Origin of the sequence: Sphingomonas fuzhouensis, assembly GCF_034659795.1 — a bacterium.
In the GTDB taxonomy this organism is placed as follows: Bacteria; Pseudomonadota; Alphaproteobacteria; order Sphingomonadales; family Sphingomonadaceae; genus Sphingomonas; species Sphingomonas fuzhouensis.
Genome location: NZ_JAXSQY010000009.1, coordinates 1 through 22688, shown reverse-complemented (window position 1 = coordinate 22688; position 22688 = coordinate 1). Strand labels below are relative to the sequence as shown.

Sequence of the window (22688 nt, the reverse complement as noted above, 5' to 3'; positions counted from 1 at the left end):
ACTCATGATCCGCTGCGCTCCTCTGATTGACTGCCAGTCGCTTATGATTTGTGTTGCCTGCTCTTGCCTGTGCGGTAGAATGCGCGGCTATGGAGATTGGCGAGCTGATCGACATGGAAACCGGCTCCGTTGTCGAACTGTGGCAACGCTGCGACCTCACCCGTCCCTGGAATGATCCCTTTGCGGACATTGCCCATGCACGCCGCACCGCCGATGCCGTCGTGCTGGTCGGTCGCGAAGGATCCGCGATCGTCGCCAGCATCATGGTCGGCTTCGACGGGCACCGGGGATGGGTCTATTACCTCGCGGTCGATCCTGCCCTTCAGCGGCGTGGCTATGGTCGCGCGATGATGGCAGCCGCAGAGACTTGGCTGCGTGATCGGAGCGCACCGAAACTACAGCTCATGGTGCGTGACACCAACCTCGCCGCACTCGGCTTCTACGAACGCCTGGGCTTCGAACGCCAACCCGTCGCGACCCTGGGTAAGAGACTGGATGGGAGGACGTAACGCTCATGCGCAAAGTGCGTGATTATGATGCGGAGCTCAAAGCGCTCGAGGAGCGCGCCCGCGCGCTGAAGGCCCGCCGCGTCGAACAGCTCGGCCAGCTCGTCACCTCGACCGGCGCCGATGCGCTCGATCTCGAAACGCTCGCCGGCGTGCTGCTCGATGCGGTCGCTTGCGATGACGCCCAGGCGAAGGAGGCGTGGCGTGCGAGGGGCGGCGCCTTCTTTCAGCGAAGCGGGCGCAAAACTGCACGACAGCCTGGCCGCAACCGCAGCGATGCAGCGCCGCAACCGCCAGGCGATCCGGCGTCTGGAAACGGCGCGGCGTCGCACGGATAGGCGGGGCTGGGTCGTGGATCGCCGGACACGCACCCGCCACCTCATCGAGCTGGGCGGCCTCGTCCAGAAGGCCGGCCTGGTCGATCTCGCCGACGACGATCGCGCCACCATCTACGGTGCGCTGCTGGAGCTGGTCGGCAAGGCGCGGAGCGAGGGTGCCGGCGACACGCTTGCCCTCTGGAAGCGACGCGGCAAACGCGCCTTCGATGCCGATGCATCGGAGACGCAGACCTGACCGCGACCTTGCCCCTATCCCGCCTGTTTGGTCCGGCTCAGTTCCAATGCCTGCATGGTGCGACGCGCCAGGCTCTCCAGAGCCGCGCGATCCCGCTCCCTCAAACCATCGGGATGCGCCTTGGTGTCAATGACGCAGAGCGTTCCGATCCGCTTGCCGTCCTCGGTTCTGAGCGGAGCACCGGCGTAGAAGCGAATGCCGACATCGCCGGTGACGAGCGGATTGGTCGCAAACCGATCGTCCTGCATCGCATCGTTCACGATCATCGTCTCGTTGCCGTGGATCGCATGCGTGCAGAACGAAATCGACCGCGGCGTCTCGGCCGGCGCCAAGCCGACCCTGGCCTTGAACCATTGCCGGTTCTCGTCGATCAGCGAGATGAGCGCGATCGGCGTGCGCAACGTCCTGGCGGCATCGCGCACGATCGCATCGAACTGCACCTCGTTGGGTGTGTCGAGAACGCCATAGCCCTTCAACGCCGTCAGGCGTCCCTCTTCGTCGTGTCTGCCGTCCATGTCCTGATCCGAATTTTCCGGCATGGCGGGTAATAGGCAAAGCTTAATATCGTCGTTCGATGTCGCGCCATGGCGGATCGCTCAGAATAACAGGTGTCTAAGTCGGCCTTTAGGCAATCGACGCGCCTGACGATCGCAAGTACATCCGCCCATATGATCCATCCCATTCCTTCAGGAGACCCCATGAGCGACAATATCGACACCGTGACCCTTGCCAGCGAACTGACCATCGCATGGCTCGGCAATCCCAATACCCGCACCACCGCCGATGACGTGCCGGCGTTTCTCACCTCGATGCACGGCGCTGTCTCGCGCCTTGCCGGCACCGCCGACGCGCCGGCGGTCGAGGAAGCCCCGCAAGACTATGCACCTGCCGTCTCGGTCCGTAAGTCGCTGGCATCGAAGGACCACATCGTCTCGATGATCGACGGCAAGCCCTATAAGACGCTGCGCCGCCACCTGGCCACCCATGGGCTGACGCCGGAAGAGTATCGCGCCCGCTACAACCTCAAGGCCGATTATCCGATGGTCGCGGAGAGCTATTCGGAAGCACGCCGGACCATGGCCAAGAAGATCGGTCTCGGCCGCAAGCCCGGGCAGAAAGTGGCCAAGGCGGTCGAGGGAACCGTGAAAACCGTGCGCAAGACCGGCAAGGCCGCGCTCGCGTCTGCCCGTGAGGCGCTGACGCCGGAGAGCTGACCGAAGGACATAGCCGGCACGGAGCCTGCCATCGGGCAGGCTCCCGATGGAGGACGACATGGCTGAGATCGTATCGCGCTCGTGGCAGCTCCTGACGGTCGGCCCCGGTAGCCGCCATATCACCCCCGAACTCCACGACAGGCTGGTGCGCCTGCTCGACCTTCTGCCTCAGACCCGCCTCATCGAGATCGAAACCGACGCAGGCGCGGTCAGCGTGTCGCGCGACTGGCCGAGCGACCGCCTGGAAGAGGTCGCTGCCATCGAGGCCGACGTCGCCGCCATGCCTGGCATCCACCGCCTCACCCTGTTCCAGGCGACCTGAGCATGGAGTGGGTCCGCCAGCTCGGCCGCGCGTCGCGCAACCTGGCCCGCATCGCTCGGCAAAATCCCGTCTGGGCGATCCAGAGCCTTATCTTCGCCCCCTTCCGCTTCGCCAGGCACCTGTTCGGCGTCCTGGTGCTGACGATCGTCGTTGCGGTCGTCCTCATCCTCGGCTCGGACGGGCTGGTCTGGTATTTCGGTCTTTACCGCTATCCCATGCTCCACGGCGTCATCTCAGGCCTCGTCCTGCTCGCGATCCTGCTGGTGCCGCTGCGCGCGCTCTTCCAGCCGCTCATCCTGCACTATGGCGGTCCGGATGGTGCCGACACGCATGGCTCGGCCCGTTTCGCAACAGACGCCGAGGCACGTGATCTGACCGGCAGCGCCGGCCTGTTGATCGGTCGCGACCGCAAGTCCGGCAAGCTGCTGCGCTATCCCGGCCCTGCCCATCTGCTGACGATCGCACCCACCCGCAGCGGCAAGGGCGTCGGCACGATCATCCCGAACCTCCTCGACTATCCCTTCGCCTGCGTCTGCATCGATCCCAAGGGCGAGAACGCCCGCATCGCCGCCCGCCAGCGCAGGCGCTTCGGCCCGGTCCATGTCCTCGACCCGTTCGGGATCACAGGCCTGGCCCCGGCCGCCTGTAATCCGCTCGACCGCATCGACCCTGACGGCCTCGACGTCGCCGACGACTGCATGACGCTCGCCGATGCGCTGGTCCATGACGCTCACAACGAGCAAGGCGAAGCGCATTGGAACGAGGAAGCCAAGGCGCTGATCGCCGGCTTGCTCATGCACATCGTCGCCAGCGAACCCACCGCCACCCGCACGCTGGCGACGCTGCGCGATCACCTGACGCTCGCGCCGGCCGCGTTCTCGGACCTTCTCGCGCGGATGCAGGCCGCCGGTGGCCTGGTTGCGCGCGCCGCCAACCGCCAGCTCGGTAAAGCTGATCGCGAGGCCGCCGGCGTGCTGTCGTCAGCGCAGCGCCATACCCACTTTCTCGACAGCCCTCGCATGACGGCGACGCTCGGGGCTTCGGATTTCGGCTTCGCCGACCTCAAGGAACGGCCTGCGACCATTTTCCTGGTGCTGCCGCCCGACCGGCTCGACACCTATGCGCGCTGGCTGCGCCTGATGGTGGCGCAAGGACTGACCGAGCTGGCCCGCGCTCCGGGCCGTCCGCCCTGGCCGGTGCTGTTCCTGCTCGACGAGTTTGCCGCGCTGGGCCATCTCGAACCCGTCGAACGCGCGATGGGGCTGATGGCGGGCTACGGCATCCAGCTCTGGCCGATCGTGCAGGACATCCACCAGCTCCAGGCACTTTACGGCAAGCGCGCCGGCACCTTCCTGTCCAATGCAGGCGTCCTCCAGGTCTTTGGGGTCAACGACCAGCAGAGCGCGCAGCTCGTCTCCGACCTGTTGGGGCAGGAGACGGTGGTGTTCGAGACGATGAGCCGCGCGCTCGATGCGCAAGGGTCCGGGATCACGTTCGGGCAGCAGCATGTCGGCCGCCCCCTCCTCACCCCTGATGAAGTCCGCACACTTGCCCCCGATCGTCAGCTCCTGTTCCTCGCCGGGCAGCGGCCGGTGATCGCGGCCAAGCTGCGCTACTATGCCGATCGTGAGTTCGCCGGACGCTTCGATCCGGCGTGATCGTACACACCCAAGGCGAAGGGCAAGGTTCTGGGTGAAGCGTCCTGGGTTTTCCGGCGGCTCTCACATGTGAGTAGGAGCATCGGGAATGAGCAAGACGGGGTCATCGCAGAATGTCTCTCCAAACGTATCCTAAGGGCTGATGGCTGATCCCGTGGTTCGCAGTGGCCTGAACCGTTCGCAGGGTTTGTCGATCTCGCTCCACAGATAGTCGCCGGTAAGGCTGATGTGCTCCCAGCCCAGCCGGGCGACATGAGCGAGCAGGGTGTCGGGCACGTCGATGCCGCGCTCGCGCAGGTGGCGGGCCGCGCGGTCGAGATAGACGGTGTTCCACAGGATGATGGCCGAGACGATGAGGTTGAGGCCGGAGGCGCGGTGTCGCTGATCCTCGAAGGTACGGTCGCGCAGTTCGCCGAGCCGGTTGAAGAAGATGGCGCGAGCGAGCGCGTTGCGGGCCTCGCCGTTGTTGAGGCTGGCGTTGGTGCGCCGACGCAGATCGGCATCGTCAAGCCAGTCGAGCATGGACAGTGAGCGCTCGACCCGCCCGATTTCACGCAAGGCGCGGGCGACGGGGTTCTGGCGCGGATAGACGGCGAGCTTGCGCAGCATCACCGAAGCCCGGACGGTGCCGGCGCGGAAGCCCACCTTTCACTCTGCGTCATGCCAATTCCCGACGTGTTTGAGAGATTGCAATATCGAGAAAAGACGCCTGTCTGAGGCATATCCTGCACGGGGGTCCCGAAGAAGTGCTCGCCTCGATCGGCGGTGATCCGGGCAATGAAGTTGCGAGGGAATATATTACTCCGCGCCCCCGCAATGCCGCGCGATGAATTCCCCATGCGCCGGCAAATGCTGCACCGCCGCCCGCGTCACCTCCGCGATCCGGCCTAACCGTGCCCGCCCAGCCTCCAGAGGCACCCCTAGGGCGATCGGGTCGAAACCCTCCGCCTTCATCCCCTGGCCGTCCATCACCGCCAGCCAGCTGGTGCGGGTGAACAGGTCGTCGGCTTCCCGGTACACGCGCCCCGTGCGGCGGTAGATGGCGATGCGTTCGGCCAGGGTGTCGGGAATCGGCATGGCGGCCAGGTCGCGCCAATAGGCGGTGTCGTCGCGGGCGTTGGCGTGGAAGTGCAGGATCAGGAAGTCGCGGATACTCTCGAACTCGGCGATCATCAGGCGGTTGTAGCGGCGGATATCGGCCGCCTCGAAGGTGCGGGTGGGCAGCATTTCCAGCAGCCGGGCGATCCCGGCCTGGACCAGGTGGATGCTGGTCGACTCCAGCGGCTCCATGAAGCCGCTCGCCAGGCCGAGGGCTACGCAGTTGCGCACCCAGAAGGCATCGCGCCTGCCCGTCTGAAAACGCAGCAGGCGGGGATCGACCAGTGCCTCGCCGTCCAGCCCGTCGAGCAAGGTCGCGACGGCTTCGTCGTCGGAGATATGCCCGCTCGCATAGACATGGCCGTTGCCGATGCGGTGCTGGAGCGGGATGCGCCATTGCCAGCCTGCGAGCCTGGCGGTCGAGCGGGTATAGGGGGCGGGAGGCCCCGTGACGGCGCTCGGCACCGCGACGGCGCGGTCGTTGGGCAGCCAGTGGCCCCAATCCTCGAACCCCGTGCCCAGCGCCTGCCCCAGCAGCAGCGAGCGGAAGCCCGAGCAGTCGATGAACAGGTCGGCCGACAGCTGCCCGCCGTCGGCCAGCGTTACGTGCTCGATAATGCCGGTTTCGGGGTGCAGGCCGACCTCGACCACCCTCCCCTCGATGCGGGCCACGCCTGCCCCCTCGGCATGGCGGCGCAGGAAGGCGGCATAGAGCGTCGCGTCGAAGTGAAAGGCATAGCCGATCTGCGCGAGCGGCGTATTGCCCGGCTGGGGGCGGCCGAAGCGCCCGGCCATCGCCGCGGCGGTGCAGATCGAATAGGCGGCGAGCGGCTCGGCCTCGCCCGCCTGGTGCAGGCGCCGCCACAGCGCCTCGAACGGCACCGCGCCCGCATCGAGGCCATAGACACCGAAGGGGTGGAAATAGCGTTGCCCCCGCTGCCACCAGTCGACGAACTCGATGCCCAGCTTGAAGGTGCCGCCCGTCGCGCGGACGAACTCGTTCTCGTCGATACCGAGTAGCGCGTTGAACGCCTGGATGGGCGGGATCGTCGCCTCGCCGACGCCGATCGTGCCGATCTCTTCCGACTCGACCAGCGTGATCGTCGGTCCCTGCGGCCCCAGTACGCGGGCGAGCGCGGCGGCCGCCATCCAGCCCGCGGTCCCTCCGCCGATGATCGCGATGCTGCGCAAGGGGGCGTCGGGGGTCATGCGGCGGTCCGGCACTGGAGGAAGAGATTGCCCGTCAGCCGCCCGCGAGACGGGTCCTCGGCATGGGGCGGAAGCGCATCAATCAGGCCGCTATGGAGCAAAGCGGCGCGGTAGAGGATCAGCCGGTCGGGCTGTGCCTCCACCCGATCGATCGCGGTGAAATGATCGTGGTCGCCGGTGACGTAACCGCCTTGCCTAAGCCCCGCCAACTCGGCGTCGAGATGCTGGCGATAGACGGGCAAGCGCTCGGCATCGATCGTCTCATACCCGGTGGCGCGGTGGCGGAAAAAGCCGGTGCCTGCCGGGTGCTCGGACAGATAATGGACCCCGGCAAACTGCATCCGGTCGGCCGCGTCGACATGCGGCACGCGCTGGTCGGGGGAGAGTTCGTTGGGTGGGGTCGTGACCAGCGAGAAATTGCCGCGCGCGCGGGCGGGCACCACGGGGCCGGTGCCGAAATGCGCCGCGATCAGCGGGAGCGCAAAGCGGACCAGCCCGTCGAGATAGGCGACCGGCGCAGGCGCAAGCAGGCCGGGATAATGGCTGTCGACCGTGGCGGCGGGCGCGAAACCCGCCTTCGCCGCAAGGCCCCGCAACGGCCCCAGCAGACTGGTCGCGTCATCGATGACGACGACCGGCTCCTGCTCCTGGCCGACATGGCGGAGGGTGATCCGGGGCGTGGCTCTACTCCATCATCGGGTTCGATCGAAACCGATGGGGTCGTCCTCACGACCCCATCGGACCCGGTCAATAGGTGGCGCGCAGCGAGAAGCCGAAGCGCCGGTCGTTCAGCGTGTACTGCAACGGCTGGCTCATCGTGCCGATGTACGTCAGGTTCATGCGGTTGGTCAGGTTCACCGCGTCCAGCGACACCGCGATATGCGTGTTCAGATTATAGCTGACCGACGCATCGAGCGAGGCATAGGGCTTCTGGAACTGCGGAATGCCGTTCGCGCCGCTACCTTGCGTGGTGTCGAAATATTTGCCGCGCCAGCTCCAGGCCAGACGGCCGGTGATCGGCCCCTTCTCGTACAGGCCGACCAGATTGTAGCTGTGCTTGGACAGCTTCTCCAGCGGCACCGTCGTCGGGATGTTCGACCCTGCGGTTGCGAACGGGTTGGTCACGCTGCTGTCGACATAGGTGTAATTGGCCTGCACCCCCAGCCCGCTGAGCGGTCCCGGCAGGAAGTCGAAGAACTGCTGATACGCCGCCTCGAAGCCCTTCACCGTGCCCTTGCCGGTGTTGACCGTCGTGCCGATCGCATAGGTGATGCCGTTGAAAGTCTGGAAGGTGGTGCCGCCCGCCAGGAAGCCGTCGACCTTCTTGTAGAAGCCGCCGATGGTGAAGGACCCGGTCGGCGCGAAATACCATTCTGCCGTCACGTCGTAATTGTCCGAGGTGATCGGACGGAGATAGGGATTGCCCGAACCCCCGGTCGGATATTGCGCGATGATGTTGTTGTTGCTGTCGCGCACGATGAAGGTCCGCTCGGTCGGATTGTTGAGCGTGACGTTGGTCGCCATCTGGTCGAAATTGGGCCGGGCGAAGGATTTCGAGAAGGCGAAGCGCGTCTGGAGCGTATCGGTCAGGTGCGCGCGGATGTTGAAGCTGGGCAGCGCCTTGATATAGCGGCGCTCGACATCGATCGGCGCCTGGGTGCCGTCATTGTTGAAGATGGTGCCCGCAGAGCCCGTATCGGTGCGGACCAGCCGAACCCCGGCATTGCCGTCGATCTTCACGCCCCCCAGCACGCCTTCGTAATCCGCCGCGATATAGGCGGCGAGCGTGCGTTCGGTCTGGTGGTTCAGGTCGCCGGGCGAGAAGCGGGTCTTGGGCGTCGCGCCGAACTTCGCCTCGGTCTTGGTCAGGCTGTCCCAGAGCGAATTGCCGGGCTCGAAGCTGGGATAGAGGATACCGCCGGTCAGGGTGCGGCCGTCGAAGAAGTTGGGCGTCGGCCCCTTCATCGCCAGCTCGGGGAATTGCGAGACCCGGACGAAGGGCAGGCCCGCCGGGGACGAGCAGCTCGGGTTCGGCCCCGACGGCAACAGGCAGAAGCCGTTCCAGGTGCCGCGCAGGTCGATGGTGCTGTCCGAATAGCGAAGCCCCCCGCGCAGCTTCTGGAGGAAGCCGCCCTCGACATCATATTCCAGATCGTATTTCAGCGCGAGCTGGTCGGCGTCGTTCCGCGTGATCGCATCCGCCATATAGGTGAAGGCATAGTTGTTCGGATCGGACAGCAGCGCCGGATTCTGGACATTCCAGACGGGCCGCGATCCGCGCAGGTCGAAATCGACGATGCTCTGGTTCTTGGCGTTGTACGGCGTCTGCCCGGTCTGGTCGTAGAGCGAGATGACGAAGCCGTTGCGATCGGCATTGTAGCTGGACTTCAGATACTGGCCGTCGAAGGTCGCGTGCAGCCGATCGGACACGTCCCATTTGGCGTTGAGCGTGTAATTGCCGGTGGTGTTGGTCAGGTCCTGGTCGAAGCGCGCGGACTCGAACACCTGATTGGCCAGCGAGCCCGAGGTCGCATAGCCCGCCTTGTCGAAGGTGAAGGCCGCACCGTTGAGCGGCGTCGTGACCGTGTTGCCGTTATTATTGTAATAGAAGTACTTGCCCTGGCGGTAGAAGGTGTAGCGCGAATAGAGCGCCTGCGCCGTGATCAGCAGATTGTCCGCCGCCTGCCACTGCCAGGCGCCCGCCAGGCCGATGCGCTTGCGGTCGCCGCCATCGTCGTAAATCTGCTCGCCATAAGGCACTTGCGCATTGGCGGGGGCGCCGGGGATGGTGATGCCCGAGGGGATGGGACCGAAGGCGCCGATCAGGATCGCGTCCTGCCGGTACGAGCTGCGCGCATAGCTGGCGTTGAGCAGGAAGCCCATCTCGCCGATGCCGGTCTGGAAGCGGTTGCTGTAGAGCGCAGAGCCCGATCCGCCGAACTTGTCGGCGCGGTCGTAATAATTGCCCTTCAGCGTCGCGCTGATGAGCTGGCCCGGCTGGTCGAAGGGCAGGCGGGTGCGGATATTGACCACGCCCGCGATATCGCCCTCGATCGTGCTGGCGGGCGGGTTCTTGTAGACGTCGATGCCCGCCAGCAGTTCGGGCGGGATCGCCTCCAGGTCGAGGGTGCGGCCGCCCGAGGCCGAGATGGCGGCGCGCCCGTCGATGAAGTTGCTGACCTGGGTCAGGCCGCGCACGGTGATGGCGGGGGTGGTGCGATGGTCGAAATCGGTCGCGCCCTCGCCATAGCGGCGCTGGATCTGGATGCCGGTGATGCGCTGGAGCGCCTCGACGGTGTTGGCGTCGGGCAGCTTGCCGATATCCTGCGCATTGACCGAGTCGACGATCTGGTTGGCGTTGCGCTTGATCGCCTGGGCCGAGCGGAGGGATTCGCGGACGCCGGTGACGACGATGTCCTGGTCGCTGGCCGTGCCTTGCGCGGCCTGATCGGCGGTGACGTTACCGGTCGCCTGGACGGGCGGGCTGGCGGTCTGTGCCTCGGCAGTTCCGCAAGCGCCGATCGACAGTGCCGCGACCGAGGCGCCACACAAGAAACGCGCGTAATATTCTTTCATCATCGCTCCCCTTTCGTACCAATCGCGTTGGCTTGAGGGGCCCATGGTATAGATTTATATTGTTAGACAAATGACAAATCGGTCATGTTTCTAAGGACGTGACGTTAGGCCCAAGCCAATGGGCAGGGAAGAAATCACGAGGGAATCCCTGCTATCAGGGATGAAATCAGTTGTCGGATGATAAAGGCAGGTGTCCATCGCCGGAGCAGCCAGCAGGGGCCTCGGTCGGTCGCGGCGTGATAGCAATCGGCCGGGGCGACAACGCCTCCCACTCCTCCACCGCAAGTCCCGCATGGCGCCCCCCTGACCCCGACGCCTCCAGCACCGCGCGCAGGCAGCGGGTGGTGACGGTGAGGAAGCGCACCTCCTGGAATCCGTCCGTGCCCGTGGGATAGGTGCCTGCGATCCGTCGCCAGCGCCCTTGGCCCCAATATTCCAGATGCCAGGCGGCGGGCGGGGCGACGCCTTCGTCGGCACCTGCGGGATGGTCGGCGAAGAAGCGAATGCGCGCGGCGTTCAGCGTGACGGGCCTGGGCCAGCGATATTCGAGCCAGGCGCTGGCCGGATTGGCCTTGGTCCAGTTGCCCCACATATCGGGCGGCAGCGGGCTGGTCCGCACCACGCCGTCGTTCAACGCGGCGATCCAATATTGCACCGGGCCAGGCGCGTTGGAGGCGGTGGCCCAGGCGGTTCGCGCGACGTTGCGGGTCGGCGCGGGGCGTGGCGCCGGCGCTCTGGTCGGCGTCACGGGGCGGATGGCGGGCGGCGAGACGCTGTCGTCCCACGCCATCGGATCGATCGCGACCGAGCGGCGGAAATGCCCCCCGCCCTTGGCATCGGCGGTGTGATAGGTCAGGTACCAGCGGCCCTTATACTCCACCGCACCGGCATGGGAGGTGGTCGACGAGACCGGCCGCAGCACCACGCCGCGATAGGTCCAGGGCCCCATCGGCGTCGGCGCGGAGGCATAGGCCTGGCACGCATGATAGAGGGTCGGGGTGCAGGGGCTGTCCGGCCCGGCATTGTTGGCGGCATAGAGCAGATAATAGGTGCCGCGCCGCTTCATTGCCCAAGGCGCCTCGAAGAAACCGGTCGCACCGGTCACGACCTGCTCGGGCCCCTTGGGCGTGACCATGTCGGAGGCCAGCTCCATTGCGCGCAGCCGCCCGAAGGTGCCCCAATAAATGTAGATACGCCCGTCATCATCGATCAGCACGGTCGGATCGATATTCTGGATGTCGTTGGCGACCGGCACACTCTGCGAGATGATCGGGCCGGAGGGATGCGCATCGCGCCATGGCCCGGTCGGCCGGTCGGACACCGCCACGCCGATCGCGAACCGGTCCTTCGCCTCGCCGCCCCGCTGGAGCACCGGCGCATAGAGATAGAAGCGCCCGTCCCGCCCCTTCACGATCTGACCGGCATAGGCGCGGCCCGGCTCGGCCCAGGCGAACACGGCCTCGGGCCGGGCGATGGCGGGATAATGCTGCCACATGCCGCTGGCGGGGCTCTTGGTCGAGAGCAACTGCCATTCGTTCATGATGAAGTCGTTGACGCCGTCCGGTGCCTCGTCGCGCCCGGCTAATATCCAGAGCGTATCGCCATCGACCAAAGGTGCCGGATCGGTGGAATAGGAACGCCCATCGGCCAGGATCGGATTGCCCCGGCTATGTATGGTTTCGGAGGGCACAGTTTCCGGGGCGAGCTGGGCAGCGAGGAGGATCAGCGGGATCATGGCGGCGATCCTGACCGCCCCCGTCGCGCTTGTCGATATCGTATACGGTTACCCATGTGACATCGCTGCTTCCGCAGGAGGCGTGAACGAAGCTTTGCGGCCTACAAGATACCGGGAACACAGGATAAAACCCGCTGCTGGCCCAGCTGGTATGACCAATGACAATAAAGTCATACCAATTTGTCTATTATTCAATGAGATATAACGCATTCATATTTTTTTAATCGCCTGGAAATCCCGTTTCCTCGCCTAAGAATATGAAATGTAACAAGAGTCGAATATAGGCTGTCATGGCGGACCTGTGGGGCAATGGTAGGATACCATTGAAACCCCCAAATCATTCTGCAAGCATGATCACCGGTGATAACGGCGCAAGGTCCGGGACCTGCTGTTCAAAGCGGGCCTGGCATTTTTGGCCGATATCGCCAGACGCCTTCGCCGATATTCGATCGATCATCAAAAAACGACAGAATCAAAAAGAGATACGGTGAAATCGCGGGGGCGTGATCATCACGAAAAGGGGGGTTTCATGAAGAATATAGGTTTCCTGTTCGCGACGAGCGCGATGGTAGCGCTCTGCGCCGTTCCGGCCGCTGCACAGTCGGAACAGTCCAGCACCAATGCCTCGAACACCGCCAAGAGCGAGAGCCGCAAGAACGCCGAGCGTGAGGATATCCGGTCGGATGACCGCGACACGATCCAGGACGGCGATACGGCATCGGGCGATGTCGTCGTCACCGGCTCGCGCATCGTCAATCCCAACCTCGCCTCGGCCGCGCCGATCCAGGCGGTCTCCGCGCAGGAGATCAAGCTGAGCGGTGCGGTGAACGTCGAAGACGTGCTGAACCGCATGCCGCAGGTCGTACCCTATGCCCCGCAGGCCGATGACGAAGGCAATGGCACCGGGCGCATCAACCTGCGCAATATCGGTGGTTCGGGCGGCGCGGCGCTGATCCTGCTCGACGGCATGCGCCTGGGCGGTCAGGTCTCCGCCGACATCAATACCATTCCGCCCGCGCTCATTCAGCGGGTCGATATCCTGACCGGTGGTGCCGCGGCCGTCTATGGCCCCGACGCGCTGACCGGCGTGGTCAATTTCGTCCTGAAGAAGAATTTCGAAGGGGTGCAGGTCGACGCCAATTACGGCTTCTTCAACCACCTCAACCGCCGCAACATCGTGACCGACACCGCCCAAGCATTCGGCTTCGCCTATCCGCTGGGCATGACCAATGACGGCGGGCGCGCGACCATCAACGTCACGGCAGGCACGCGCCTGTTCGACGACCGGCTGTCGCTGTCGGGCTATTTCAGCTATCGCCACACCGACAACCTGCCCTACACGTCGCGCTCGACCCAGGCCTGCCACCTGCTCCAGGCGAGCGTCGATGGCGCGCTGAGCTGCGACACCACGCTCTATTCGCCCAACGGCGTCATCCGCCGGCTCAGCGACGGCGCGCTGTTCACCAACGCACGCGACGGCAGCCGCGTTTTGCGGCCCTTCAATAACACCCAGGACGCGACGACCGACCGCCAGAACCGGATGGACAGCAGCTATCAGATGCTGCGCGGCAACGAACGGTACAATGCGGGCAGCTTCCTATCGTTCAAGGCGACGGACTGGGCCGAGCTGTACGGCAGCTATATGTACACCAAGAACCGCAGCCAGGGCACCTACAGCCCGGCGACCGCGCCGATCCAGGCGCGCGATGGCGGGTATCAGCTGAACTGCAACAACCCGCTGATGTCGGCGCAGCAGGCGCAGACCCTGTGCGGTGCGGCCGCGGGCACCTCGGCGACCGTGCCGATCGACTTCGGCTATCGCTTCGCGAAGCTGCCGACCCAGACCATCGATTATCAGCAATTCTACAACCGGGCGGCCCTGGGCGTGCGCGGCGATTTCGGCGGGGCCTGGCATTATGACGTCGGTGGCGTCTGGGCCAAGGCGCTGATCAAGAGTTCGATCAACCGCAACTGGGACCCCTCGCTCGACAACATCGCCAAGGCGCTGAACGTCGTCAACGTGAACGGCGTGCCGACCTGCGTGTCGAAGGTCAACGGCACCGATCCGAACTGCGTGCCCCTCGACATCTTCCAGGGCGGGAACAGCGATCGCGCCTCCTATAACTACATCTTCCAATGGGCGCCGAACGGGCCGACCCGCAACGTCCGCTATTTCCTGGACGGTCAGGCCAATATCAGCGGCGATCTGGGCCATTACGGCATCCGCTCGCCGCTCGCGACCGACGGCATGCAGGTCAGCTTCGGTGCCGAAATCCGGCGTGACATCGCCAACAACTTCACCAGCGCCGCCTATAACAGCATCATCCAGAACACGCCCAACCCCTCCTCCTCGGCACGGGGGACGCAGACGGCCAAGGAACTGGCGACCGAAATCCAGCTGCCCTTGGTGCAGGACAAGTCCTGGACCCATTTGCTGGGCTTCAGCGGCGGGTATCGCGCGTCGAACTACAGCACCTCGTCGCGCACTTTCTTCAGCACCTGGAAGCTGGAGGGCACCTGGGCGCCCACGCGCGATATCCGGTTCCGCGTGGCACGCAACTTCGCCTCGCGCGCACCCAATGTCTTCGAGGCGACGTCGAACATCAATTACGGCCGCAACATCAACTTCCGCGACCCCTGCGGCGCCAATCCGAATGGGGGTGCCCCGGTCGCCAGCAAGGAAATCTGCGCACTGCAGCCCGGTTTCCAGCCATCGACCTATGGCAGCGCCGACCTGAACTGCCCGCAGGAGGGCTGTATCTACCGCTTCGGCGCGGTCGATCCCAAGCTGGGGCCGCAAACCGCCAATACCCTGACCTACGGCCTGGTGCTGACCCCGCGCTTCCTGCCGCGGTTCAGCTTCTCGGTGGATCATTATGAGATCCGCTACACCAACCAGATCGTCGAACTGGACCAGGACAGCGTCTACGCCAACTGCCTCGGCTATGCCAAGGACCCGACCGAGCTGAACAAGATCTCGTGTCAGCAGTTCGTGCGCAACGGCCAGGGCAAGCTGTTCGGCAGCATCAACAACCCGAATTCCGGGTTCGTCAGCTCGATGGTGCTCAACGTGCCCAACCAGACCGGCACGACCGGCTATGACTTCCAGGCGCATTACGACCTGCCGGTCGCCTCGGGCACCTTCGCCACCGACTTCAACGGCGGTCTCGTCACCAGCGCGGCGTCGGTCGCCAACCAGTCGGGCACTGTCGGCTATTTCGGCGACGGCGTGGGTAACCCCATTCCGAAGTGGCGCCACAATCTGCGCGGCACCTTCACGGGTGCGGAGGGGCTGTTCCAGCTCTCGCTGAACTGGCGCTATATCTCGGCCACCGAGAGCGGCACGCTGCGGACGCAGGCCCAGACGACGTTCGCCCGCATCCCCAATTACAGCTATTTCGACCTGGCGGCGAACGTGAACATCGCCAAGCGGATGACGCTGGGCGTGACGATCAACAACCTGCTCGACAAGGACCCGCCGATCATCCCGGCGCGGGGCGGGGCTCTGACCTATTCGATCAACGGGTGGCAGAATTCGCCGGTCAATTTCTACGACATCTATGGCCGGTACATTCAGTTCTCGGTCACGACGAACTTCTGATCCGACCTGAAATGCCTATCCCCGTCGGCCATGCCGGCGGGGATTTTTCATGGGCGCAGCGCCAGCGCGGTTGCGCTCGGGCAGTGGTCCGGCACCCTGCCCGCCCCCGGCCGATAGACCAGCCGCACCCGGCTCGGCCCGGTGGGGATACAGGCGGCGAGGTGATAGTCGCGCGCCAGTACGTCCCGCAGCACGGCCCGCGTCGCGCGGTTGCCGAACGCAAAACGCGGATAGTCGTCGACGATCGCCCCCGGCCGCGTGGCCAGGATGCGGCGAATCTCGGTGACCGGATCGACGCCGATGGCCTCCCGGCTCGCCTCGTCCTGCGTATCAAGATGGCCGGGGAACACCCATTTCGACGGCAGGCAGCTATGCGTCAGCATGTAGAGCGCCGGATAGCCGTCATAGACATAGAGACAGCCGCGCGCCGGGGTCGCCGCCTGGGCGACGGCCTGCGCTTCGGCCGCGCCGCCTTTGGTCCGCTCACTCAAGTGCAGCACGATCTGCCCGGCTGCGGCGATCGTCAGCACGAAGGCGGCGATCCCGGCGCGGTGCCAGCGGGCGAGCGCGGGTGCGGCGACCAGCATGGCGGGCAGGGTGATGGGCAGCGCATAATGCGGGCTGCCGAACCGGCCATAGAGCAGCACCGCGACCGCCGTCACCGCCAGCCAGACAAGCAGGAAGCGAAACCCGGCCCGCCGCTCGGCCGGGACATGTTTCCACGGCCGCCCGAAGCCGATCACCAGCACCAGCGGCGCCAAGATGCCGATGCACGCCGCCAGCCCCGCCAGCTCGTCGGCCAGCGGCCGCGCCGCCTGCCCGCCGACCGAGACGAAATTGGCGAAAAGCCAGGCCTGCCCCTGCCCCATCGCCGCATAGGTTCCGAACGCGATCAGCGTGGGCAGCAGCGCCAGCACCACCCAGACCAAGGCCATGCCCGCCAGCCGCACCACCGGCACCCGCGCGCGCCAGCCCAGCCAGAGCAGGATACAGCCGAAGACGAACCCCTCGGGCAGCGCCGAATATTTGATCTGGAGTGCGATCCCCACCGCGCCCATCGCGACCGCGCCGGACGCAAACAGCCGCCCCCGCCGCTCGACCTCGCGCAGGACTGCGGCTCCGGCGACCAGCATCAGCGCATTGTAGAAGACCGGGGACTGGCCCCCCTCCCCCTCCATCAGGTTCAGCCAGAGGATATAGAGGATCGCCGCGACCACGCCCGCGCCCGCCCCGGCAAAGCCCCGCGCCACCCGCTGAATCCCGAAGGCGGTGGCGATGACGAAGCCGGTCGCGACCAGCTTATAGGCGAGGAACCCGTCCCCCCCGAAGAGCCCGCCGAGCCACCGCGCCCCCGCATAGAGCAGGAACAGCCCGATCGGCTTGCGGTCGAAGATATCGATATAGGGCCATGCCCCGTGGAGCATGCGGTCGCCGACCAGCAGATAGAATTGCTCGTCGAACCCGATTACCGGATTGCCGAACGTCCGCGCCCGCACCACCAGCGCGACTAGCAGCAGCAGCAGCAGGACGCCGCCCTGCCCATCCGCCCGCTTTGCCCCTGTCCCTTGCTCATGCGACGCGCGGGTGGGTCGCTTTGCGGGCAAAGGCAAGGGGAAACAGGCGGGCGGGATATGCATGAGATCCCGATCCTTCCACCTCTTCTGCCGATCCCGCGTCAATTTGCCAGAGACGTGCCGCAACGAATTTTTACCTTTCCCGTAATACCGCGATTCGGATCGAGCAGGCCGGCGAGGGGGATTGATTTGCGAGTGAACGTCATTCTTCTCAAACAGCAGCATCATGCGATCATGACCGCCATCCAGGAACTGGTCGATCTGGTCGATCGGCCATCCGCGGAATCGCTACCGCATATTGCCAATGCCCGACTGAAACTCGCCAGGGCGGTGTCGGTCAACATGGCGAGCGAAACGGCCGAAATCCACGAACCCCTGCAACGACACAAGATGACATCGCGCATACCCGCCTATGCGGGCATCGCGGACAGGACGCGGGAACTCCGGCTCGTCTTCTCGGCGCATATCTCGAAATGGTCGACCAGCGCGATCCAAGACGACTGGCAGGGCTATGGGCGGTCGCTCAAATCGATCACGGCCGACCTTGCCGAGATTCTGGCTCATGAGGAACGCGACCTGTTCCCCCACGCACAGACGCTGTTGGTGAGTATCAGCGATACGGCTTGGTCCGGTGGCTTGCGACCGCAACCCGCTGGAGGGTGATGCTGCCGCCATTGGCAACGAGCTTGAACTTGTCGACAGTAACCGTGGTCGGGCAGCTTGTGCCCGCGCAAGTCTGCGACTTCTGCATCGATACGGCGGGCGTGCAGGGCAGCTTCAAGAGCTTATTGGGGAAACTCCCGAAGCTAGTCGATGCCGGCCATGGGCGGAAGGATGGCGGGGCGGGGTATGGCCAATCGATTTTTCCAAGCCTATCGAAGGCGGAACGCCCCCCACAGTCATAACGAATACGTCACGATAGGGTATCGTTTTCCCCGCCGGTCATGCTATCGGGGCGCATCATGGGCGGGAATTCCGGGCGATATCAGTATCGAGCAGGGCGCACGGCATTTTGCGCGTCCTGACCTTCCTGCACAGCTTCGAACCCGGCGGGGTCGAGCGGATCGCGCTGCGCCTCGTCCATCGCTGGCGGGCGAGCGGGATCGATGCGCCGTTGTTCCTGGGGCGGACCGATGGCGCGATGGCCGAGGATGTCGGGGCGGGGCTCGATTTCGTCACGCCGCGGCGCCGCTGGCCGGGCATCGCGCATTGGGAGACGATCTGGATGGTCGCCACCCTGCCGCGCGCGGTGCGGACGATCCGGCCGGACGTGCTGTTCTGTGCGGGCAACACCTATGCCTTTGTCGCGGTGATGCTGAAGCTGGTGCTGGGTCGCGACTGTCCGCCGATCATCGCGAAGATCAGCAACAATCTCGACCGCGCCGATGCGTCGTGGTTCTATCGGTTCTTCTACCGCATCTGGCTGCGTATCCAGGGGCTGGCGATCGACCATTTCGTCGGCATGGAAAAGCCGATGCGCGCCGAGATCGTGCAGGGAATCGGCGTGTCCCCTGCGCGCGTCGCGATCATCCCCGATCCGGCTTTGTCGGAGGCGCAGATCATGGCGCTTCGTGCGCCCGTGGCCGCGCGGCCGAAGGGACCGGGACGCCGCTTCGTCACCATCGCGCGGCTCGCGCCGCAGAAGAACCTGGCGCTGATGCTGCGCGGTTTCGCGCGGGGCAGCGCGCCCGACGACACACTGACCCTGTTCGGCGAAGGGCCCGAGCGCGCGGCGCTGGAGGCGCTGGCCGTGTCGCTGGGCATCGCCGGGCGGGTCGCGTTTCGCGGCTATGTCACCAATCCGGCCGCGCTGCTCGGCGGCTATGACACGCTGCTGCTGTCCTCGCATTATGAGGGCGTGCCTGCCGTGATCCTGGAGGGACTGGCGGCCAATATCGGCATCGTCGCCACCGATTGCAGCCGATCGATGGGCGCGTTGTTGCAGCAGGGCGCGTTGGGCACGCTGGTCCCGGTCGGTGATGAAGCGGGCTTTGCCGCCGCGATCGCGGCCGCCCGGCCGCAGGCGCAGGCGCAGGATGCCCGCCGCACCCTGCACCAGGCGCGCCGCTTCACCATCGAACACGGTGCGGACCATTATATCCGGGTGATGCGCAGCGTGCTGCACCGTCGCCCCGCGCCGCTGCCCGCTCCGCTGGTTGCCGAGCCCGCCCTGCCGACCTTGTGATCCGCCGGGCCAGCGTCAGCCGACGCGCTCGACCATCATGCCAGCCCATAGGCCGATTATTTAATGCGCATCGGCCGCGCCCCGTCGCAGCAGCGGTAAGCGTCTGAAGCAACGCGGCTTCCCGGTCACCGGCCCGGCAAGCGGCACCCCGGCCCCGCCGAAACACGGCGCTCGGCCCGATTTTCAGCCTTAATTGTGACATGATTGCCACAGTATTTGAGATTCTTCACGTCGGCGATGGGAGTGGCTGGACGATGCGATACGGGGGGAGCGCGCGCCTGAAGGGCGGCGCGGCGGGGATGGCGATCGTCCTGGGACTGACGATACCGATCGGGGTGGCAGCGCAGGAGGCGCCCCCCGCAACACCGCAGAGCGACGCCCTGCCACCCGACATCACCGTTACCGGCAAGCGTATCCCCGGCTCGGTCATCGGCGCGGTCGAGCCGGTCGCGGTGCTCGACGCCCAGGCGCTGGAGGCGCTGGGCGCGACCAATCTGACCGACCTGCTGAAGAAGGTGAAGTCGCTGACCGGCTCGTCGAGCGGGGGCGAGCCGGTGATGCTGCTCAACGGACGGCGCGTGTCGGGGTTCGCCGAGTTCCAGTCGCTGCCCAATGAGGCGATCGAGAAGGTCGAGGTGCTGCCCGAGCAGGAGGCGGCACGCTTCGGCTATCCGTCCAATGTCCGGGTGATGAACTTCATCACCAAGAAGAAATTCCGCGCGGTCACCGTGTTCCTCCTGCCCGGCGTCGCGACCGACGGCGGGGGCGGCACCAAATATGGCGAAGTCACCTCGGCCCGGCTCGACGGGCCGCGCCGCCTGACCTTCAACGTGTCGCATATGCGGCAGGACCCGGTGCTGCAAAGCCAGCGCGATATCGTCCCCGATCCCGAAACGCTGTTCGCGACCACCGGCAATGTGACCGGCGTGAACGGCGCCAGCCTGGACCCCCGGCTCGATGTGCTGGCGGGGCGAAACGTCACGCTGGCGGGGGTGCCGGTCGATCCGGCCGCGCGCCGCTCGCTCGCCGCCTATGCGAACAGCCCGGCCGGGGTCACCGATCTGGGCCCCTATCGCACCCTCCAGCCGCTGAGCGATACGATCCATAGCGAGGTCGGCTTCGCCGCGCCGATCAGCAAGACCGTGTCGGGATCGCTGATGCTGTCGATGGAGGCGATCCAGACCAAGGGGCTGAACGGCCTGGCCCCCGCGCTGCTGCGCGTGCCGGGCGGATTGGGAGATTTCCCCTTCGCCAATGACACGCTCCTTTATCGCTATCTGCCGGGCAGCGTGCTGCACCAGCGGACGACCAGCATGGCGCTGCATGGCGGGGGCACGCTGACCGGCGATGTCCGCCGCTGGACCTGGGCGATCACCGGCACGTACGACCGGATGGTGTCGCGCAGCACCTCGGAGACCGGCGTGCCGCTGGGCGCGCTCCAAGCGTCGATCGATGCGGGCGGCGACCCGATGGCCGCGATCAATCCAGGTGGCGACCCGGTGACCGCCGCGCGGCGCGACCTGAACCGCAGCCGGGCGGTGTCCGACACGATCGGGGTCAAGGCGACGGCCAACGGCCCGGTCGCCCGTCTGCCCGCGGGCGATGCGATGCTGACCGTCACCACCGACTACGCCCGCATCGACAGCGATGCGCGCACCAATCTGGCGCTCGCGACCGACGGGATCGGCCGCACCACGCGCGGCGCCAGCGTCAATGCCGTCGTGCCGATCGCCTCGGCGCGCGAAGGCTCGCTGGCCTTTCTGGGCGAGATGCAGCTGAGCGGCATGGCGGGGGTGTCACAGGTGTCGGACTTCGGGCGGCTCAGCACCTCCAATCTGGGGCTGAACTGGACACCGCTCCGCCCGGTCCAGCTCAACGCCTCGGTCAATGTCGCCCAGGCCGCGCCCGGCGTGACGCAACTGGTCGCGCCGGTGCTGGCCACGCCCAACACGCCCTTTTTCGACTATGTCACCGGGCGCAGCACGCTGATCACCACCATCTCGGGCGGCAATCCCGATCTCGCGCCCGAAAAGCGCCGGGTCACGACGCTGGGCGTCGCGGTGAACCCGATCAAGGACAAGGAAATCCGGCTCAGCCTGGATTATCTCGACACGCGGATCGACAATCAGGCCGCCTCGCTGGGCGGCGCGACCCCGGCGTTCCAGCGGGTCTTTCCCGACCTGTTCCGGCGCGATGCGCTGGGCCAGCTGGTCAGCGTCGACCTGCGCCCGGTCAACCTGGCGTTCGAGCGTGAGCGCAAGCTGCGCATGACCTTCGATATCCAGACGACCCTGGGCAAGACCCCGCCGCCCCCGCCGCCTCCCGATCCCAAGGCGCCCAAGACCACGCCCCCGCCCCGCCCGCCCAAGCGGCCGCCTTCGCTGTGGTTCTCGGCGACCACCAATTACCGGCTGGAGGATCAGCTGACGCTACGGACCGGGGGGCCGGTCCTCGACCTGCTCGACGGCGCGACGCTCAGCGGCACCGGCGGGCGGCCGCGCTGGGACGTCGATCTGAACGGCTATTTCAACTATGGCGTGTTCAACCTGGGGGTCTATGGCCGCATCCAAGGCCCGACCCGCATCCGCAGCGACATCGCCGCCTCGGACCTGCGCTTTTCGGGGCGGACCTGGCTGGTCCTCTACAGCTTCGTCAAGGTCGACAAGATCGTCGACAAGCCCTGGGCCAAGGGGCTGAACGTCAACGTCACGGTCGAGAATCTGCTCAACGACCGGATCAACGTCACCGACCGCAACGGCAATACGCCCAACCGTTTCCAGCCCGCCTATATCGACCCGATCGGCCGCTCGATCCGGCTGGGGGTGCGAAAATTGTTCTGAGGACAATCCAGCCCCTCCCCCCGAGCCCTCCCCTTCGGGGGAGGGGAGCGAGCCCTTCCTGAACGCCACAGAACAACCCCGTTCAGCCTCCTGAAGCACAGGCCGTTATAAACCTGTGTCATGCCCGGTGATGGGCATGGAGGGACCAGTCATGAAGGTGACGCGTATCATTGTCGCCGGCCTCGCGATCGCAACGCTGGGCTTCAGTGCAAATGCCAGTGCGCAGGAATGGGGCCCGCCCCCGCCTCCGCCGCCCCCGGGTTGGGGACCTCCGCCCCCACCGCCGCCTCCCGCACCGCCCCCTCCCCCGCCGCGCTGGGGTGGGTATGAGGGTGGTTATGGTGGGGGTTATGGCTGGCGCGATGCCGGTTATGGATACCGGCCTTATCGGCCATACCGCCCCTATCACCGCTGCTGGACCGAATATCGCGGCTGGGAGCGGATTCGGATCTGCCGCTGACGGAAAACCGGGCATGAGCCAAGCTGCGCCCCTCCCCTTCAGGGGAGGGGTTGGGGTGGGGCCTCTCCATTGGCGCGGCGCTTGTTGAAGCGCCCCACCCCCTGCCCCTCCCCTGAAGGGGAGGGGTGTATCGATTG

The 22688-nt window shown here is 65.8% G+C and carries 17 protein-coding genes and 1 pseudogene; 10 read left to right on the top strand and 8 right to left on the bottom strand.

Annotation, left to right across the window (positions count from 1 at the left end):
• The first annotated feature begins 89 nt into the window (after positions 1–89).
• From U1H82_RS16555 to U1H82_RS16545, 3 genes are read left to right on the top strand one after another with little or no spacing between them, the layout of a single operon-like run.
• The gene (locus U1H82_RS16555; RefSeq protein WP_322966059.1) at positions 90–509 is read left to right on the top strand and encodes a GNAT family acetyltransferase; all 420 of its coding nucleotides are present in this window, start codon (positions 90–92) and stop codon (positions 507–509) included.
• Between the two features lie 5 nt (positions 510–514).
• Positions 515–844: a conjugal transfer protein TraD gene (locus tag U1H82_RS16550; RefSeq protein ID WP_322966058.1), complete on the top strand. Its 330-nt coding sequence runs from the start codon at positions 515–517 to the stop codon at positions 842–844.
• A 13-nt stretch (positions 845–857) separates the two neighbouring features.
• On the top strand, positions 858–1079 hold the full coding sequence (locus U1H82_RS16545; RefSeq protein ID WP_322966057.1) for a conjugal transfer protein TraD: 222 nt from the start codon (positions 858–860) through the stop codon (positions 1077–1079).
• A gap of 14 nt (positions 1080–1093) precedes the next feature.
• Here U1H82_RS16545 and U1H82_RS16540 read toward each other — a convergent pair whose 3' ends face one another.
• Positions 1094–1594 carry a GAF domain-containing protein gene (locus U1H82_RS16540; protein WP_322966056.1) on the bottom strand — a complete coding sequence of 167 codons (501 nt, stop codon included), beginning with the start codon at positions 1592–1594 and terminating at the stop codon, positions 1094–1096.
• Positions 1595–1777: 183 nt separating this feature from the next.
• On the opposite strand from U1H82_RS16540, the gene U1H82_RS16535 reads away from it, so the two are divergent.
• From U1H82_RS16535 to U1H82_RS16525, 3 genes are read left to right on the top strand one after another with little or no spacing between them, the layout of a single operon-like run.
• Positions 1778–2293: a Ros/MucR family transcriptional regulator gene (locus U1H82_RS16535; protein ID WP_322966055.1), complete on the top strand. Its 516-nt coding sequence runs from the start codon at positions 1778–1780 to the stop codon at positions 2291–2293.
• Between the two features lie 58 nt (positions 2294–2351).
• The gene (locus U1H82_RS16530) at positions 2352–2615 is read left to right on the top strand and encodes a hypothetical protein (protein ID WP_322966054.1); all 264 of its coding nucleotides are present in this window, start codon (positions 2352–2354) and stop codon (positions 2613–2615) included.
• Positions 2616–2617: 2 nt separating this feature from the next.
• Positions 2618–4273 carry a type IV secretory system conjugative DNA transfer family protein gene (locus U1H82_RS16525; RefSeq protein ID WP_322966053.1) on the top strand — a complete coding sequence of 552 codons (1656 nt, stop codon included), beginning with the start codon at positions 2618–2620 and terminating at the stop codon, positions 4271–4273.
• Positions 4274–4405: 132 nt separating this feature from the next.
• Here the strand turns inward: U1H82_RS16525 and U1H82_RS16520 are convergent.
• The 5 genes and pseudogenes from U1H82_RS16520 to U1H82_RS16500 form a co-directional block, all read right to left on the bottom strand.
• Positions 4406–4909 (bottom strand): annotated as a pseudogene (locus U1H82_RS16520) (Tn3 family transposase); the annotation flags it as partial.
• Between the two features lie 162 nt (positions 4910–5071).
• Positions 5072–6580 (bottom strand): tryptophan halogenase family protein, encoded by a 1509-nt coding sequence (locus U1H82_RS16515; protein WP_322966052.1) that lies wholly within the window; start codon positions 6578–6580, stop codon positions 5072–5074.
• Complete coding sequence (locus U1H82_RS16510; RefSeq protein ID WP_322966154.1) at positions 6577–7251, bottom strand: DUF6445 family protein; 675 nt, start codon at positions 7249–7251, stop codon at positions 6577–6579. The genes U1H82_RS16515 and U1H82_RS16510 overlap by 4 nt, the downstream gene beginning before the upstream one ends.
• Positions 7252–7327: 76 nt before the next feature.
• Positions 7328–10159, bottom strand: coding sequence for a TonB-dependent receptor (locus U1H82_RS16505; protein ID WP_322966051.1), 2832 nt, complete (start codon positions 10157–10159; stop codon positions 7328–7330).
• Positions 10160–10322: 163 nt separating this feature from the next.
• Positions 10323–11891 carry a family 43 glycosylhydrolase gene (locus U1H82_RS16500; protein ID WP_322966050.1) on the bottom strand — a complete coding sequence of 523 codons (1569 nt, stop codon included), beginning with the start codon at positions 11889–11891 and terminating at the stop codon, positions 10323–10325.
• Positions 11892–12420: 529 nt separating this feature from the next.
• Between U1H82_RS16500 and U1H82_RS16495 the strand changes: the two genes are divergently transcribed.
• On the top strand, positions 12421–15492 hold the full coding sequence (locus U1H82_RS16495) for a TonB-dependent receptor domain-containing protein (RefSeq protein WP_322966049.1): 3072 nt from the start codon (positions 12421–12423) through the stop codon (positions 15490–15492).
• A gap of 47 nt (positions 15493–15539) precedes the next feature.
• Here U1H82_RS16495 and U1H82_RS16490 read toward each other — a convergent pair whose 3' ends face one another.
• Positions 15540–17129 (bottom strand): hypothetical protein, encoded by a 1590-nt coding sequence (locus tag U1H82_RS16490; RefSeq protein ID WP_322966048.1) that lies wholly within the window; start codon positions 17127–17129, stop codon positions 15540–15542.
• 132 nt (positions 17130–17261) lie between these two features.
• On the opposite strand from U1H82_RS16490, the gene U1H82_RS16485 reads away from it, so the two are divergent.
• The 3 genes from U1H82_RS16485 to U1H82_RS16475 all read left to right on the top strand — a co-directional run bounded on the left by U1H82_RS16485 (position 17262) and on the right by U1H82_RS16475 (position 22091).
• Entirely contained in the window at positions 17262–17729 is a 468-nt protein-coding gene (locus tag U1H82_RS16485; RefSeq protein ID WP_322966047.1) for a hypothetical protein, read from the top strand.
• Between the two features lie 349 nt (positions 17730–18078).
• Entirely contained in the window at positions 18079–19251 is a 1173-nt protein-coding gene (locus tag U1H82_RS16480) for a glycosyltransferase (RefSeq protein ID WP_322966045.1), read from the top strand.
• Positions 19252–19505: 254 nt separating this feature from the next.
• Entirely contained in the window at positions 19506–22091 is a 2586-nt protein-coding gene (locus U1H82_RS16475) for a TonB-dependent receptor domain-containing protein (RefSeq protein WP_322966044.1), read from the top strand.
• 203 nt (positions 22092–22294) lie between these two features.
• On the opposite strand, the gene U1H82_RS16470 is transcribed toward U1H82_RS16475, so the two are convergent.
• Entirely contained in the window at positions 22295–22486 is a 192-nt protein-coding gene (locus U1H82_RS16470; RefSeq protein ID WP_322966043.1) for a hypothetical protein, read from the bottom strand.
• Positions 22487–22688 lie beyond the last annotated feature (202 nt).

Bases quoted from the DNA above. Each gene is read 5' to 3' on its own strand.
- U1H82_RS16525 (WP_322966053.1), top strand. From the start codon at position 2,618: ATGGAGTGGGTCCGCCAGCTCGGCCGCGCGTCGCGCAACCTGGCCCGC.
- U1H82_RS16505 (WP_322966051.1), bottom strand. From the start codon at position 10,159: ATGATGAAAGAATATTACGCGCGTTTCTTGTGTGGCGCCTCGGTCGCG.
- U1H82_RS16550 (WP_322966058.1), top strand. From the start codon at position 515: ATGCGCAAAGTGCGTGATTATGATGCGGAGCTCAAAGCGCTCGAGGAG.
- U1H82_RS16535 (WP_322966055.1), top strand. From the start codon at position 1,778: ATGAGCGACAATATCGACACCGTGACCCTTGCCAGCGAACTGACCATC.
- U1H82_RS16555 (WP_322966059.1), top strand. From the start codon at position 90: ATGGAGATTGGCGAGCTGATCGACATGGAAACCGGCTCCGTTGTCGAA.
- U1H82_RS16515 (WP_322966052.1), bottom strand. From the start codon at position 6,580: ATGACCCCCGACGCCCCCTTGCGCAGCATCGCGATCATCGGCGGAGGG.
- U1H82_RS16495 (WP_322966049.1), top strand. From the start codon at position 12,421: ATGAAGAATATAGGTTTCCTGTTCGCGACGAGCGCGATGGTAGCGCTC.
- U1H82_RS16490 (WP_322966048.1), bottom strand. From the start codon at position 17,129: ATGCATATCCCGCCCGCCTGTTTCCCCTTGCCTTTGCCCGCAAAGCGA.
- U1H82_RS16540 (WP_322966056.1), bottom strand. From the start codon at position 1,594: ATGGACGGCAGACACGACGAAGAGGGACGCCTGACGGCGTTGAAGGGC.
- U1H82_RS16500 (WP_322966050.1), bottom strand. From the start codon at position 11,891: ATGATCCCGCTGATCCTCCTCGCTGCCCAGCTCGCCCCGGAAACTGTG.
- U1H82_RS16470 (WP_322966043.1), bottom strand. From the start codon at position 22,486: ATGGCCGATAAGGCCGGTATCCATAACCGGCATCGCGCCAGCCATAAC.
- U1H82_RS16530 (WP_322966054.1), top strand. From the start codon at position 2,352: ATGGCTGAGATCGTATCGCGCTCGTGGCAGCTCCTGACGGTCGGCCCC.
- U1H82_RS16475 (WP_322966044.1), top strand. From the start codon at position 19,506: ATGCGATACGGGGGGAGCGCGCGCCTGAAGGGCGGCGCGGCGGGGATG.